This window comes from Pseudomonas sp. 14P_5.3_Bac1 (genome assembly GCF_025466135.1).
GTDB lineage: Bacteria > Pseudomonadota > Gammaproteobacteria > Pseudomonadales > Pseudomonadaceae > Aquipseudomonas.
The window spans coordinates 58343-72193 of record NZ_JANLOF010000066.1 but is presented as its reverse complement, the minus strand read 5'-3'; the positions used below and the strand labels follow the sequence as shown (position 1 = coordinate 72193).

At 61.1% G+C, this 13851-nt stretch carries 12 protein-coding genes; 7 read left to right on the top strand and 5 right to left on the bottom strand.

Features of this window, described 5'->3' with window-relative positions; genetic code table 11:
* Window positions 1-103: 103 nt before the first annotated feature.
* Complete coding sequence (locus NTD89_RS17650) at window positions 104-2233, bottom strand: mechanosensitive ion channel family protein (RefSeq protein ID WP_262208819.1); 2130 nt, start codon at window positions 2231-2233, stop codon at window positions 104-106.
* Between the two features lie 177 nt (window positions 2234-2410).
* On the opposite strand from NTD89_RS17650, the gene NTD89_RS17645 reads away from it, so the two are divergent.
* The 5 genes from NTD89_RS17645 (at window position 2411) to NTD89_RS17625 (ending at window position 7728) form a co-directional block, all read left to right on the top strand.
* The gene (locus NTD89_RS17645) at window positions 2411-3613 is read left to right on the top strand and encodes an MFS transporter (protein ID WP_262208817.1); all 1203 of its coding nucleotides are present in this window, start codon (window positions 2411-2413) and stop codon (window positions 3611-3613) included.
* Window positions 3614-3823: 210 nt separating this feature from the next.
* Entirely contained in the window at window positions 3824-4750 is a 927-nt protein-coding gene (locus NTD89_RS17640) for a DUF72 domain-containing protein (protein WP_262208815.1), read from the top strand.
* Window positions 4747-5523, top strand: a complete 777-nt coding sequence (locus NTD89_RS17635) for an endonuclease/exonuclease/phosphatase family protein (RefSeq protein ID WP_262208813.1) — start codon at window positions 4747-4749, stop codon at window positions 5521-5523. Before NTD89_RS17640 ends, NTD89_RS17635 begins: the two co-directional genes overlap by 4 nt.
* Window positions 5520-6782: a cardiolipin synthase ClsB gene (gene clsB, locus NTD89_RS17630; protein WP_262208812.1), complete on the top strand. Its 1263-nt coding sequence runs from the start codon at window positions 5520-5522 to the stop codon at window positions 6780-6782. Before NTD89_RS17635 ends, clsB begins: the two co-directional genes overlap by 4 nt.
* Entirely contained in the window at window positions 6772-7728 is a 957-nt protein-coding gene (locus NTD89_RS17625; RefSeq protein WP_262208810.1) for a lysylphosphatidylglycerol synthase domain-containing protein, read from the top strand. Before clsB ends, NTD89_RS17625 begins: the two co-directional genes overlap by 11 nt.
* A gap of 110 nt (window positions 7729-7838) precedes the next feature.
* Here the strand turns inward: NTD89_RS17625 and NTD89_RS17620 are convergent, their stop codons facing one another.
* Together NTD89_RS17620 and NTD89_RS17615 are read right to left on the bottom strand one after the other, a co-directional pair.
* Window positions 7839-8594 (bottom strand): alpha/beta hydrolase family protein, encoded by a 756-nt coding sequence (locus tag NTD89_RS17620; protein ID WP_145162677.1) that lies wholly within the window; start codon window positions 8592-8594, stop codon window positions 7839-7841.
* On the bottom strand, window positions 8584-9693 hold the full coding sequence (locus NTD89_RS17615; RefSeq protein ID WP_262208808.1) for a DUF3182 family protein: 1110 nt from the start codon (window positions 9691-9693) through the stop codon (window positions 8584-8586). The genes NTD89_RS17620 and NTD89_RS17615 overlap by 11 nt, the downstream gene beginning before the upstream one ends.
* A gap of 239 nt (window positions 9694-9932) precedes the next feature.
* On the opposite strand from NTD89_RS17615, the gene NTD89_RS17610 reads away from it, so the two are divergent.
* Window positions 9933-10496, top strand: coding sequence for a cysteine hydrolase family protein (locus tag NTD89_RS17610; protein ID WP_262208806.1), 564 nt, complete (start codon window positions 9933-9935; stop codon window positions 10494-10496).
* A gap of 21 nt (window positions 10497-10517) precedes the next feature.
* Here the strand turns inward: NTD89_RS17610 and tam are convergent, their stop codons facing one another.
* The gene (tam, locus tag NTD89_RS17605; protein WP_262208804.1) at window positions 10518-11279 is read right to left on the bottom strand and encodes a trans-aconitate 2-methyltransferase; all 762 of its coding nucleotides are present in this window, start codon (window positions 11277-11279) and stop codon (window positions 10518-10520) included.
* A gap of 101 nt (window positions 11280-11380) precedes the next feature.
* Between tam and NTD89_RS17600 the strand changes: the two genes are divergently transcribed.
* A complete protein-coding gene (locus tag NTD89_RS17600) occupies window positions 11381-12289 on the top strand; it encodes a LysR family transcriptional regulator (RefSeq protein WP_262208802.1) in 909 nt (302 codons plus the stop codon).
* 270 nt (window positions 12290-12559) lie between these two features.
* Here NTD89_RS17600 and NTD89_RS17595 read toward each other — a convergent pair whose 3' ends face one another.
* Window positions 12560-13477 carry an Abi family protein gene (locus NTD89_RS17595; RefSeq protein WP_114731470.1) on the bottom strand — a complete coding sequence of 306 codons (918 nt, stop codon included), beginning with the start codon at window positions 13475-13477 and terminating at the stop codon, window positions 12560-12562.
* Window positions 13478-13851 lie beyond the last annotated feature (374 nt).

Here is a 13851-nt window from a genome sequence, read left to right as displayed (position 1 = left end):
GGGCCTCATCGCAGGCAAGCCAGCTCCCACATTGAACGGGTTCACACGGTCAAAAGGTGGGAGCCGGGCTTGCCCGCGATGGGGCCAGCCCAGACACCTTCCCTCATTGGGTACGCGGCTGCTCGGTTAACACCACCGAAGCCGGCGCTTCCTCATCCGGCTCATCCACCTGCGCCGTGCGCTTGGGCAGCAAGACCTGCTGTGGATAAGTTTGCGCGAAGTGCACCTCATCACAGTTATCCACAAGCTTTTTCAAGCGCTGGTTGAACGCGCGGCTCACCGCGTATTGCCCGCCCGACACCGTGCGGAACTGCGCGGTCAGCACCACGCCGTTGAGGTCCATCTTGTCGACGCCAAACACCTCCAGCGGCCCTTGCAGGTTGTACTTGAGGAACACGTCATCGCGAATCGATTGCCCGGCCTCGCGGATCAGGTCCACGGCCTTGTCCACATCGGTGTCGTAGGTGAACTGCACCGAGAAGAACGCATAGGCAAATTGCCGCGACTGGTTGGTGACCGCCTTGATCTGCCCGAACGGCACCGAGTGCACAAAACCCTTGCCGTCACGCAGGCGCAACGTACGGATGGTCAGGCCTTCGACGGTACCGGCGTGGCCGGAGTCGAGTACGACCCAATCACCGATGGACAGCGTGTCCTCGATGATGATGAACAGGCCAGTGATCACGTCCTGCACCAATTGCTGCGAGCCAAAACCGATGGCCAGACCAACCACACCGGCACCGGCCAGCAGCGGCGCAACGTTTATGCCAAGGTTGGCCATGGTGGTGATCGCGCAGATCACCACCAGGATGATTTTCACCGCGTTACGCAGCAGCGGCAGGATGGTTTTGACCCGCGTACTCGGCTGACGGCTGGAGCGTTTATTGACCGGCGGTTTCAGCGCTTCCTGAATCGCGGTGTCGAGCACCACCCAGAACAGCCAGGTCATCAGCAGGATCAGGCCGATGCTGCTCAGGGAGTCGCTGATCGCGCGGCCCACCGAGTTGCGCTGGGCAAATTCGAACAGCGAAATGCCCCAGATACGCCCCAGAATTTCGATAAACGCGATGGCCATGGCGATGCGCAAGATCGCGTGCAACAGGCTGAGGAAGCGCTCCTTGTAGGCGCTGCTGCGCTGGATCGCCACTTGGCTGCGGGACTTGAACAGGTGTTGCAGCACGGTGCTGAGAAACACCGTGCCGATCAGCAAAATCGTGGTGAACAGCGCACAGCGCAGCGCCTTCTGGTTATCGTCGCCAGCGCCGATCAGGTTGATCGCCGAGACCAGCACCATCAACAGAATCGGCCAGTACCACAGCCCGGAAAACACTCGCAGCGATTGCTGCAGCGCAGGGTGTTTGAGGCGCTGGGCCAGTGGCCGATTACGGATCAAATGCGCCACCGGCCGGCGCAGGCGCACCACCAGTACACCGAAAATCACCGCCGCGAACAGGCCGGTGAAAACCGCGATGCTGCTGGTGATATTGCCACCCAACTGCCGGGCGATCTGCGGGCTGGTCAGCGCGTCGCTGAGGGCGGCCAGGAAGCCGATCAGGAACAGCGGCTTGGGGCAGTAGTTGCGAATGATCTGCACGGCCGGGCGCTTGTGGCCGAGATTGAACATGACGATCACGCACAGCAACATCGACGTGGAAAAGATGCCGCTGCTGGTGGCGTAGGCAAAACACAGCGCCAGCGCGCGGCCCACCGACGAGGCCAGGAAGTGGCTGACGTAGAGGGTCAGCGGCAGACAGATGAGCGCGGGGATCGTGTAGGGCACCACATACCCCAAGACTGCCAGCAAGCGTTCGCGTCGCTCGACAAAATGCCGCCGACTCAAGCGCTGCACAACAAAGTGCCCCAGCAGGGTCAACACCGCAAAGGCGCCAACCCAGACGCCGGACAGCAGCAGGAAGTCGCCGGCCACGCTCCACGGCGAGCGCTCAGCCGTCTGGTCGACCAGGCGCCCCACCTCATCCGCCGCGCGATCGGCACGCAAGCGCCAGGCGTCGATGAGGTTCTGGTTGAGGTCGAGCTTGTCTTGTACATCGTCAATGCTGGAACTGATGGCGCCCAGCAAGCCGCCCTCGACCAACAACTCCGGTTTGGCCGGTTCAGCCGCTGCGGCAGGCGTGGCCGGCGCTGCGGCGGCCGCAGACGTAGCAGCTTGCAGTGCGCCATTGCCACACAGCAGCAGCGCACCAAGCAGTAATGCAGTCTTTAAATTCAGCAAAACACCGGGCTCCATCAGCAGGGTCTGTAAGGAACTGACGGGTTTGAGCCTTGATCGTTCCCCGCCATTGGGCATCTTTGCGTACCGGTCAACTATCAAATGCCGATCCCTGTCTTTTTCCGCACAGGCCAAATCCCGACACTGCGCTCCTGAATCACAGCCATCGGAGTTGCAGCCATGCCCATTGCTCTGCTCGCGCTGACCCTCAGCGCTTTTGCCATCGGGACGACCGAGTTCGTCATCGTTGGCCTGTTACCCACCATCGGCGCCGACCTGGGCGTCGACCTGCCGTCCGCCGGCTTGCTGGTCAGCCTGTACGCCTTGGGCGTTGCCATTGGCGCGCCGGTGCTCACCGCCCTCACCGGCAAGGTGCCGCGCAAACTACTGCTGTTGTCGCTGATGGTGCTGTTCACCCTTGGCAACCTGTTGGCCTGGCAGGCGCCGAGTTATGAATCGCTGGTGATGGCGCGAATCGTCACCGGCCTGGCCCACGGGGTGTTTTTCTCGATTGGCTCGACCATCGCCACCAGCCTGGTGCCCAAGGAGAAAGCCGCCAGCGCGATTGCGATCATGTTTACCGGCTTGACCGTTGCACTGGTCACCGGCGTGCCACTGGGCACGTTTATCGGCCAGCACTTCGGCTGGCGGGAAACGTTTCTCGCTGTTTCGGCCCTGGGGGTGATCGCGTTTATCGGCAGCCTGATCTATGTGCCGAACAGCATCGCCCACAGCAAACCCGCCTCGTTGCTGCAACAACTGCAAGTGCTCAAGCAGCCACGTTTGCTGCTTGTGTACGCCATGACCGCCATCGGCTACGGCGGCTCGTTCATCGCGTTTACCTTTCTGGCGCCGATCCTTCAGGACATTTCCGGCTTCAGCGCCGGCACCGTCAGCCTGGTGCTGCTGGTGTACGGTATCTCGGTGGCGGCGGGGAATATCTGGGGCGGCAAGCTGGCCGATAAACGCGGTCCGATCAGCGCGTTGAAAATCATCTTCGCCCTGCTCGCGGCGGTGCTGTTCATCCTCACCCTGACCGCCAGCAACCCCTGGCTGGCGCTGGCCACCGTGCTGGTGTGGGGCGCGGTCGCCTTCGGCAATGTGCCGGGCCTGCAGGTGTACGTGGTGCGCCAGGCTGAACGTCACACTCCGCAGGCGGTGGATGTGGCGTCGGGCTTGAACATTGCGGCGTTCAACCTCGGAATTGCCGGCGGCGCCTGGGCCGGGGGCTTGATCGTGGCGCACATGGGCTTGATCCACACCGCGTGGATCGGCGGCTCAGTGGTGTTGGTGGCCCTGGCACTGACGGCGTGGAGTGGCCGACTGGACCGGTTGGGACCGGTGTATGCCGACAGGTCGACGCGCACGGTAGTCGGACACTGATTCAGCACGCCACACATCTAATATGGGCGCTGGCTTGCCGCGATTGCGGTACGCCAGCGTCGCATTCATCGCCTGACCTACCGCTATCGCAGGCAGCCCGCGCCCACATTCTTTACCTCGTACCGTCTGTAGGAACGGCGAAACTTTCCGACAAAAACCGCAGTCATCCCAAAACGGAGGTCACTTGACCCTGCATCCACGGGAGCAATTATGGCGGCGATTCACATCGGCATTTCCGGCTGGCGCTACACGCCCTGGCGGGGGGATTTCTACCCCGAGGGCCTGACCCAGAAACGCGAATTGCAATTTGCGTCACGCGCCGTCAACAGCATCGAAATCAACGGCTCGTTTTACGCCCTGCAAACACCCAAGCGTTATGCCGAGTGGTACGCCGACACGCCTGATAATTTCATGTTCAGCGTGAAGGCACCGCGCTATATCACCCACATTCTGCGCTTGCGCGATGTGCACAAACCGATGGCCAATTTCTTTGCTTCCGGGGTGCTGGAACTGAAAGAAAAACTCGGGCCGATCCTCTGGCAGTTCCCGCCCAGCTTCACATTCGACCCGCCGCTGTTTGAAGCCTTTCTTCAGCAACTCCCCACCGACACCCAACAGGCCGCCGCCCTCGCCCGCGAGCACGAGCCGCGCCTGAACGGCAAGGCGAGCATGCAAGCCCATGGCAAAAAGCCGCTGCGCCATGCGGTGGAAATTCGCCACAAGAGTTTTGCAGTACCGGAGTTTGTGCAGATGCTGGACAAGCACGGCGTGGCACTGGTGGTCGCCGATACCGCCGGCAAGTGGCCGTATATCGAAGACGTCACCGCCAACTTCCTGTACCTGCGCCTGCACGGTGACAAGAAGCTCTACGCCAGCGGCTACACCGGCGAGGCGATCAAGCGTTGGGGTGACCGCATCGATCGCTGGCGCCAGGGCAAACAACCGGCGGATGCGCATTTGGTCGACTCTAAACACACGCCACGCGCGCGCAAGCAACGCGATATTTTTTGCTATTTCGACAACGACATCAAAGTGCGCGCGCCCTTCGATGCGCGCCAACTGTTGCAGCGCTTCGAGCTGGATAAGCACTTGGCCACCGAGCCCGGCAAGTTGCCGGAACCCGGAGTGCTGCCATGACTCATCCGGAATTGATCCCCGCCACGCCCACCACCGCCATCACGCGCTTCAAAGTGCTGACGGTGAACATCCACAAGGGTTTCACCGCGCTGAACCGCCGTTTCATCCTGCCCGAGCTGCGTGAAGCGGTGCGCAGCGTGGGCGCCGACATGGTGTTTTTACAGGAAATCCACGGCACTCACGAACGCCATCCCCAGCGCTACCAGGACTGGCCGAAAATGCCGCAATACGAGTTCCTCGCCGACAGCATCTGGCCGCAGTTCGCTTACGGGCGCAACGCGGTCTACCCGCATGGCGACCACGGCAACGCGTTGCTGTCCAAATTCCAGATCGTGCGCTACGACAACCTCGACATCTCGCAAAGCGGCCATGAAAGCCGCGGGCTGCTGCATTGCGTATTGCGCCTGCCCAGCACCGGCCAAGAGGTGCATGCGATCTGCATGCACTTGGGCCTGCGCGAGGTGCATCGTCAGCAGCAATTGCGTTTGCTGGAACAGCGCATCAGCGAAATCCCGGCCGACGCGCCGCTGGTGGTGGCCGGTGATTTCAATGACTGGCGCCAAAAGGCCGACCTGAGCCAGAGCGGCCTCAGAGAAGTGTTTGTTGACGCCACGGGCAAGCACGCGCGCACGTTTCCGGCGCGCCTGCCGCTGTTACCGCTGGACCGCATCTATGTGCGCAACCTGAAAATTCACAACCCCAAGGTACTGACTACCCGGCCGTGGTCGCATCTGTCAGACCATGTGCCATTGTCGGTGGAGATCGAGTTATGACCGTCGCGGTAGAGCACATTGCCACCGACCAGCCGCCCGACGACGCCAAGGCGCGAGATGTCGATTACGGCTGGCAGAGTGGCAACCGTCTTGAGTTGCTGGAGAACGGCGAAGCTTACTTCCCCAGGGTCTTCGACGCGATGCGCGAGGCCCAGCGGGAGATCCTGCTGGAGACCTTTATTCTGTTCGAAGACAAGGTCGGCCATGAGCTCAAAGGCATCCTGATCGAGGCGGCGCAGCGCGGCGTCAAGGTGGTGGCCAGCCTCGACGGGTTTGGCTGCGGCGAGCTGAGCCCGGCGTTTCTCGGTGAGCTGGCCGAGGCTGGCGTGCTGGTGCAGATGTTTGACCCGGCGTCGAAAACGCTGGGGATTCGCACCAACTGGTTCCGTCGCCTGCACCGCAAGATCGTGGTGGTGGACGCCACCGTGGCGTTTATCGGCGGGATCAATTTTTCTGCCGACCATCTGGGCGATTTCGGCCCCGAAGCCAAGCAGGATTATGCCGTGCGCGTGACCGGCCCTGCGGTCGCCGACCTGCATCATTTCGCCCTGGCCCAAAGCGGCCGCCAGGTGCGCACGCGGCGCGGCTGGCGACGGCGCCAGCAACGGCCGACACCGTGGACAACGGCCAATGAGGACGGCCTGGTACGTTTGATTTACCGCGACAACGTGCAACACCGCGACGATATCGAAGAGGCCTATATCCACGCCTTGAGCAAGGCGCAAAAACGCGTGGTGATTGCCAACGCCTACTTCTTCCCCGGCTACCGCCTGCTGCGCGAGATTCGCAATGCCGCGCGCCGTGGCGTGCACGTGCAGCTGATCATGCAAGGCCAGCCCGACGTGCTGTTGGCCAAGCTGGCGGCGCGCATGCTTTATGACTATTTGCTCAAGGACGGCGTGGTGATCCATGAGTATTGCCAGCGCCCGCTACACGGCAAAGTCGCGTTGGTGGACGACGAGTGGAGCACCGTAGGCTCAAGCAACCTGGACCCATTGAGCCTGTCCCTGAACCTGGAAGCCAACGTGTTGATTCGCGACCGCGCGTTCAACCAGCAGCTGTACGAACGCCTGGAACTGCTCGCCCGCGAGCACTGCCAGACCATGCCGGAAAACCGCAAGCCACGCCTGTGGCTATGGCGGCTGACCGTGGGTTTTTTGGTGTTTCATGTGATGCGCCACTTCCCCGTGCTGACGGGCTGGCTGCCCGCGCACAAACCGCGTTTGAAACCCTTCGAGAGCCAGGCCCATGACCTCTGAAGCCGGTGGTTCACGACTCAAACGCTGGAAGAAGCCGCTGACCGTCGTCTTCTTCCTGGTGTTGATCGCGCTGTTCACCCTGCTCGCGCGGCGCATCGACTGGAGCGAAGTGCTGCAGACACTCGGCGACTTCAAGCTGCGCACGTTGCTGATCGCCGGCGCACTGACCCTGTGCAGTTTTCTCGTCTACGCCAGTTTCGACCTCATCGGCCGCACTTACATCCGCCAACCGCTGGGTTGGAAGCAAATCCTGCCGGTGGGAATCATCAGCTACGCGTTCAACCTCAACCTCAGCGCGTGGGTCGGCGGGATTGCCATGCGTTACCGGCTGTATTCGCGGCTCGGGGTAAGCACCGGCAATATCGCCAAGATTCTTGGGCTGAGCCTGGCCACCAATTGGTTCGGCTATATGGCGCTGGCCGGTGTGGTGTTCAGCAGCGGTTTGGTGACGATGCCGCCCGGGTGGAAAGTCAGCACCCTGGCCTTGCAAGGCATAGGTGTGTTGTTGGTGTTGGTCAGCCTCGGCTACCTGGCAGCCTGCCGGTTTTCGACAAAGCGCGCGTGGTCGATCAAAGGCATCGAGATCAACCTGCCGTCGCTGCGCATGGCCTGTTTACAGCTGGCAATGGGCGCGCTGAACTGGTCACTGATGGCGGCGGTGATCTTCACCTTGTTGCCGGCCAAGCTGGACTATCCACTGGTGTTGGGCGTGTTGCTGATCAGCGCGATTGCCGGCGTGGTTACACATATCCCGGCGGGGCTTGGGGTGCTGGAGGCGGTGTTTATCGGCTTGCTGCAGCATGAGGCGTCGCGCGGCAGCTTGCTTGCCGGGTTGATCGCCTACCGCGCGATCTACTTTATTTTGCCGCTGCTGATTGCGTTGGTGATGTACCTCGCGGTGGAGGCTAAGGCCAAGGCGTTGCGGGTTAAAAAGACACCGGCTTGATGCAGTGTTGGCAAGACCGGCGCCATCGCGGGCAAGCCCGCTCCCACATTTGGAATGCATTCCACTGTGGGAGCGGGCTTGCCCGCGATGGCGCTTGAAAGGGCAACGCTTTATCGGGCCTGGATGATGCTCAACCGCTCACCCACCACCATCTCGGTAATCCAGTCCACCAGGATTGACGTGTAGGCCTGCTGAGACACCGGATCACTCAACGAGTGATCGGCGCCGTCGATGATGCGGTGGGTCAACGAATGTGTCTGCTGGCACGCCGCGCGGTAGCTCATGATGGTGGCATGCGGCACGTGATCGTCGGTCTGCGACTCGACGATCAGCACATCGCCGGTGAATTGCGCGCAGGCATGCAGGGCGCGGTTGGTTTCGGCGTGTACCAGCGTGCTGCGGTAATCCATCAGGTCGGCCTTATCCAGGTCGCGCTTGGGCTTGAGCCATTCCTGGTCGCGGTACAGCGCCGGCACGCGCAGCGCCAGCCAGCGCACCGGGCGCAGTGAGGTGAGGATCGCCGCCAGGTAACCCCCATAACTGGTGCCCACCACCGCCACGGCCGAGGTGTCGATGGCCGGGTGCGACAGCAAGCGGTCGTAGGCCGCCAGCAAGTCGCGCAGGTTGTCTTCGCGGGTGACGCGCGACAATGGAATACCAGTGCCGGCGTGGCCGCGCAAATCAAAGGTCAGGCATACGCAGCCCAGGCCGGCAATGCCTTTGGCGCGCTCAAGGTCGCGCTCCTGGCTACCGCCCCAGCCGTGCACAAACAACACGCCTGGCACTTTGGATTTGGGGCTCAGGAATGTCCCGCTCATTTGTTCGTCGTCGATGTCGATCGCAATGCTTTCACTTCTAGCCGTCATAAGATTTAACCGTCACGTACTTGAGAAGAAAGTCGCTGTTGTCTGCAGGGCCGCGGTACACCTCGATGGCGTCCGCCGGCAGCGGTTGGTCCACGTAGGTTTCCACCGATGAAACGTGGATGGCGCGCAGGCTCGGGTTATTGATGAAGCTTTGCAGCGCCGCGACTTCCGCGCTGCTGGCGCCGCCCATGCGCCAGGATTGTTCGAGCACGCCGCTGCGGCGTTGGCCGTCACTGTCCAGGCCTTGGGCAATGTCGTAGTTGCGGCGCGAGGCATAGAAACCAGGGTAGGCCTCATCGGCGGCCGTGTCGAAAACCTGGGCTTGTTCGATGGCCTCGCACACATCGTTGGGCAGGTCGAGCTTCAACAGGTCGGCGTAGGAGCCAGGCACGACGAGCAAGTCGGAGCCGCCGTAGACCGCTTCGCCCTGCCCGTCCTCAGTGAGGTACTGCTCGCCGCAATAGCTGATGACGTGACCGCCGATAAAACTCTGGCCCACGCTGTGGGTGATCACCTCGTGCAAGTCCTGCTCGAGCACCACGCCTTCGGTAAAGAGCGTTGCCACGTCGGGCCGCGCCAGCAGCGCTTCGAACTCGTCGAGACTGTGGATAACTTCCTGCTCCCGACCGGCGCAGGCATGCACGGGCTTCAGGCGGATCGGCCCGCTGTAAAGCAAGCGCGTGGCGGCGGGCAATGCATCTTCAAGGGCAAAGACGCTAAGGCCATCAAGGACGACCGGGCGCACCCGCTCGGCAAACGCCGGCGACCAGCCTTCCGGCGCCTTCGCTTCGGGGCTGAGCAGGCCATGGGTGATGGCTTTGGTGCAGATGAAATCGTAGTCGACGTAACCGCCCCATACATCCTCTGGGCCTTTTACCTTCAGCGCCCGCGCCTGGGCGGCGCCCACCAGGGTTTGCGTTGGCAGCACATACACGTCACGCCCGGCATGTTGCTGCGGGTCGTAACTGCCGCCGAATTTCAGCCCCAGAATCTGTGCCAGCCACCGCGCCAGCGCGCGGTTGGTTTCAACCTCGTGCTGCGGCGCGCCCGCTCGCGTGGAATGAGCAACCACCAGCTTCTTGCGTTGAGTCGGGGTCATGCGTCCCCCTTGGCTATCCCGCCATGTGTGTACACCAATGGTTGCAGGGATCAGGCCAAAGCGGTTTCCGGAAAGAGCGTCTTTAAATCAATCAGTTGCTTAAAAAGCGATGGCAGTTGGCCTGTCTTATTCTGCACGACAGGCGGTTGAACAGGCGGCGTTCTGCACGATTCCCTCAGCCGCTGCGGCTGGCGCCAGCTAAGATACCGGGCCCATTCCTCTGCAACGAGACATCACCCATGGCCAAGCAAGCGCTCATCCTCATCGACATTCAGAACGACTACTTCCCTGCGGGCAAGTGGCCGCTCGACGGCGTGGACGCGGCGGCAGACAACGCAGTGCAGGTGCTGCAGGCCTTTCGCCAGGCGGGCGACGCGGTGATACACGTGCGCCATGAGTTCACCTCCGAGGACGCACCCTTTTTCACACCGGGTTCCGAGGGCGCGCACCTGCATGCCAAGGCCGTGAACGAGGCGAATGAACCGGTGGTTCTCAAGCACTTTGTGAATGCGTTTCGCGGGACAGATCTGCGGGCATTGCTGGAGCAACGGGCCATCACCGAAGTGGTTGTGGCGGGCAACATGAGCCATATGTGCATCGACGCTGTGGTGCGGGCTGCGGCGGACCTGGGCTACAAGGTCACGCTGCTGCATGACGCGTGTGCGACACGGGACCTGGAATTTAACGGGCAAGTGATTCCGGCAGCCCAGGTGCATGGGGCCTATATGGCTTCACTGGCTTTTGCCTACGCAGACGTGGTGTCGACGGATGAGTACTTGAAGGCACAAGCGGCGGCAGCATGACCGCCACTTGTGTACCGAGCCTTAACGAGTCGCGATGATGAAAAGGCGAGGGAACGGCAGCAACACAGTGCCATCGCCCAGTGCTGGATATGCTTGGGCAATCCGCGCCTGATATTCATGCAGAAAGGCGACTTTTTCGCGCTCGGTCAACGGTGCAAGAAAGGGCCGTAATGCCGACCCCTTGAACCATTCCACCACAGCGGCGTGATCCGCCAGTGGGTGCAGGTAGGTGGTGCGCCACACATCGACAGTGCTGCAGTGCTTGCTCAACAGCTCGTAGTAATAGCTCGCCGCGTGCCGTTCATTGTGTTTGACCGAACCGATCTTCGCCGCCCATGGGCCCTGGGCAGCAACTTCGCGCGCCAAGCGGTGGGCAGGCTCGTCCAGGTTGTCGGGGGTCTGCACGGCCAGCGTGCCGCCGGGCGTCAGCTGGTTGACCAAGTGCGGATACAGCGTGGCGTGGTCCGGCAGCCATTGCAGCGAAGCGTTGGCCAGAATCACATCACATGGCTGCTCCGGTACCCAGGTGCCGATGTCGGCCAATTCGAAGTTCAGCGCCGGCAGGCGTTTGCGTGCATCGATCAGCATGTCGCCGGAACTGTCCATGCCGGTGACGTGCGCCTGAGGGAAACGCTCGGCCAGCACCTCGGTGGAGTTACCGGGGCCACAACCGAGGTCGACCGCGGTTTTTACCGGGCTATCTGGAATGGCCGCGACCAGGTCACGAACCGGGCGGGTGCGCTGCTGTTCAAACATCGTGTATTGCTTGGCTGACCAGGTCATCACGGCTTTCCTTCTTTTCAAGAGTGGCCACAGCCTAAATCTTGTGAGCCATGAGAACAAATGCCAGGATTGGCAACCTCCCATACCTTGAAAGTATCCCTATGCTGGAGCTTCGCCAACTCAGAGCCTTCGTGGCGATTGCCGAGGAAGGCTATATCACTCGCGCGGCGCAACGCTTAGGCATGCAACAACCGCCGCTGACCCGAATGCTGCAAAGCCTTGAGGCCGAGTTAGGCGTGACATTGATGGAGCGCTTGCCGCGCGGAGTGCGCCCCACGACTGCCGGCCTGGCGTTGCTGGATGAAGCACGAGAAGTCTTGGCGCGTGCCGATGGGATCGCCGATATCGTGCGGCGCGCCGCCCGCGGTGAGCGTGGTCGGTTGGCTATCGGTTTTACCAGTTCGGCGGCATTGCACCCGTTCGTGCCGAGCGTTTTGCGCGTGTTTCGCGAAACGTTTGTCGGCGTCTCGGTGGCCCTGGAAGAAGCGGGTACCGGCGAGCTGCTGGACGCGCTGGCCCATGAAAGACTCGACGCAGCGTTTATCCGCTCGCCGCTCAGCGGCAGTCAAACGCTGCAGGACCAGCCCATTCTGGTGGAGCCGATGCTGCTGGCGCTGCCTACCGACCACCCGCTGGCAAACGACGCCGCAACTCCCCTGCCCCTGGCGACACTGGCCACTGAAGCCTTCGTGCTCTATCGGCGTCGCGTCGGACTGGGTTTGTATGACGCGATTCTGGTGGCCTGCCGTGAAGCGGGTTTCAGCCCGCAGGTGGTCCAGGAAGCGCCGCGCATGACCGCGACATTGAGCCTGGTGGCGGCGGGCCTTGGCGTCTCCATCGTGCCAGCGTCCATGCAGCGGTTAAGGGGGGATGGCATTGTTTATCGCGAACTGACGGACTGCCAAAGCCTGGTGGCGCCATTGCATTTGGCGACGCGGGTCGGTGACGGCTCGGCGGTGTTGCAGCGCTTCAAGCAGATGGTGATCAGCGCCGCCGCGACGGACGCCTGAGCGTCGGCGGCAGCACCTTGCCGCCAAGCGGCTTGGGATCAGTTGTTGAGGGCAAAGAAAAAGCCCCGGGAGCATGGCTCGCGAGGCTTTCAGCGAAGACGTTACCGATTAGAACGGTTGTACTCACCAAAACATCGTAAACAACTCAGATCTCCTTTCGAATCAACGCCTTGGTGATGAGTCACGTGTCATCTGCCCAAGAAATGTAAACACAACCAAGATTTAAAGCTCTGTTGTTTACACTTCTCCCCAGCCGGGCGCACTCCTAAGTCAGGACCAGAATGGCCGGATCTCCCAACCTGCCACCAGGCCTAGCTCGGCCGTGGTTCGGCCTGCTTTCCCTAAGCCGACCGTAGGCAGGGTCGACATCAACTGCTTGAACCGTACCTTCCAGTCGGAGGTGGGGTCGATTTTTTCGAGCAAAGCCTGGACGACGACTGCTCGGGCAAAAATGCGCCCTCGATCATTGTGACTGGGAAACTCACCGGCAATAGCCTTGGCGTATTTCGGCGCATCTGCGGTGATCGATGCGTTCCACAGCCTGCCATGGTGGGCGCAGACATTTCGCAGGATGGTCAGGCTTTTCAGCCAAGTCACCAACACGGACTCGTCGTACCCGAATTTGGCCGCTACAGTTTTGCGATGATCCAGGTGCAGATCACTGAACAGGCGCGAAAGCTGGCCGATGGTCATCGCCTCGAGAACCGTCCACACAGGCGGCAGGGCCGGCGTGTTGTAGTTATCGTAGTAATGCTTGATGGCCGCATTTTTTTCCGGAAGGCCCAGCACCTGTTTCATGACGTCGCGATGAGCTTTGCAATCCTTGAAGTGGATGGCGTCCATGTAGAAATGACTACCGCAGGTCTTGTCCAGAGCCAAGGTGTTGATGATCGCTGCACGGAACGCGACCTCAATGCGATCAATCGCATCCAAGAACACGAGGCGTAGCCGGCGATCGAAGTCATAAAGCTGTAGGATGTCGTCGAACTGGACGGTGGCAAAGAACCGCTTTTGAGGGTCCTGCAGCGGCCGCATGTAGATCAGCAGGCGGTGATAGCCGATGAACTCTAGGGCGTGCAACGCTTTGTCTCGCTGTCCGCGGGTGCCTAAGCCTTTGAGTCTCAGGTGGCGCAGCAGAGCGTTGGGTGGCTTCGCAGGCTTGAGGAAATAGAGGGGTGCTTGCGGCATGCCAAAGCATCCTGCGGGGGCATGGGGCCAGAAATAACTAACCCCCTGGTGCGCAGTACGGGACAAGTCCCGCCCGAGGCGTGGGGGCTATTCTTGAGATCAATACTAACACGTTCCTACTGGTTGATCAAATTTGATCAATCTGCCAGGCAAAACGAAGCCAAATCAACACGTTACCGCCCTCCAACCGGTGGTCATCGCTGTCATTGCAGGTTCCAGCTGAACCGGTAGGGATCCATGAACGGTTCTATGCACGTTGATAGCGTAAACCTCAAATCAGGGTATTGGGTACGCATAAAGATCTCCAATCAGGGAAAGTGTAAACAAAATCCAGGCGACGGGCGAGTTGTTTACATTTTGTTTATTCAACAACG

What these genes read in the sequence shown, in the direction of transcription:
- NTD89_RS17645 (WP_262208817.1), top strand. Translation starts at nt 2,411, where the DNA reads ATGCCCATTGCTCTGCTCGCGCTGACCCTCAGCGCTTTTGCCATCGGG.
- NTD89_RS17640 (WP_262208815.1), top strand. Translation starts at nt 3,824, where the DNA reads ATGGCGGCGATTCACATCGGCATTTCCGGCTGGCGCTACACGCCCTGG.
- NTD89_RS17635 (WP_262208813.1), top strand. Translation starts at nt 4,747, where the DNA reads ATGACTCATCCGGAATTGATCCCCGCCACGCCCACCACCGCCATCACG.
- clsB (WP_262208812.1), top strand. Translation starts at nt 5,520, where the DNA reads ATGACCGTCGCGGTAGAGCACATTGCCACCGACCAGCCGCCCGACGAC.
- NTD89_RS17625 (WP_262208810.1), top strand. Translation starts at nt 6,772, where the DNA reads ATGACCTCTGAAGCCGGTGGTTCACGACTCAAACGCTGGAAGAAGCCG.
- NTD89_RS17620 (WP_145162677.1), bottom strand. Translation starts at nt 8,594, where the DNA reads ATGACGGCTAGAAGTGAAAGCATTGCGATCGACATCGACGACGAACAA.
- NTD89_RS17615 (WP_262208808.1), bottom strand. Translation starts at nt 9,693, where the DNA reads ATGACCCCGACTCAACGCAAGAAGCTGGTGGTTGCTCATTCCACGCGA.
- NTD89_RS17610 (WP_262208806.1), top strand. Translation starts at nt 9,933, where the DNA reads ATGGCCAAGCAAGCGCTCATCCTCATCGACATTCAGAACGACTACTTC.
- tam (WP_262208804.1), bottom strand. Translation starts at nt 11,279, where the DNA reads ATGACCTGGTCAGCCAAGCAATACACGATGTTTGAACAGCAGCGCACC.
- NTD89_RS17600 (WP_262208802.1), top strand. Translation starts at nt 11,381, where the DNA reads ATGCTGGAGCTTCGCCAACTCAGAGCCTTCGTGGCGATTGCCGAGGAA.
- NTD89_RS17595 (WP_114731470.1), bottom strand. Translation starts at nt 13,477, where the DNA reads ATGCCGCAAGCACCCCTCTATTTCCTCAAGCCTGCGAAGCCACCCAAC.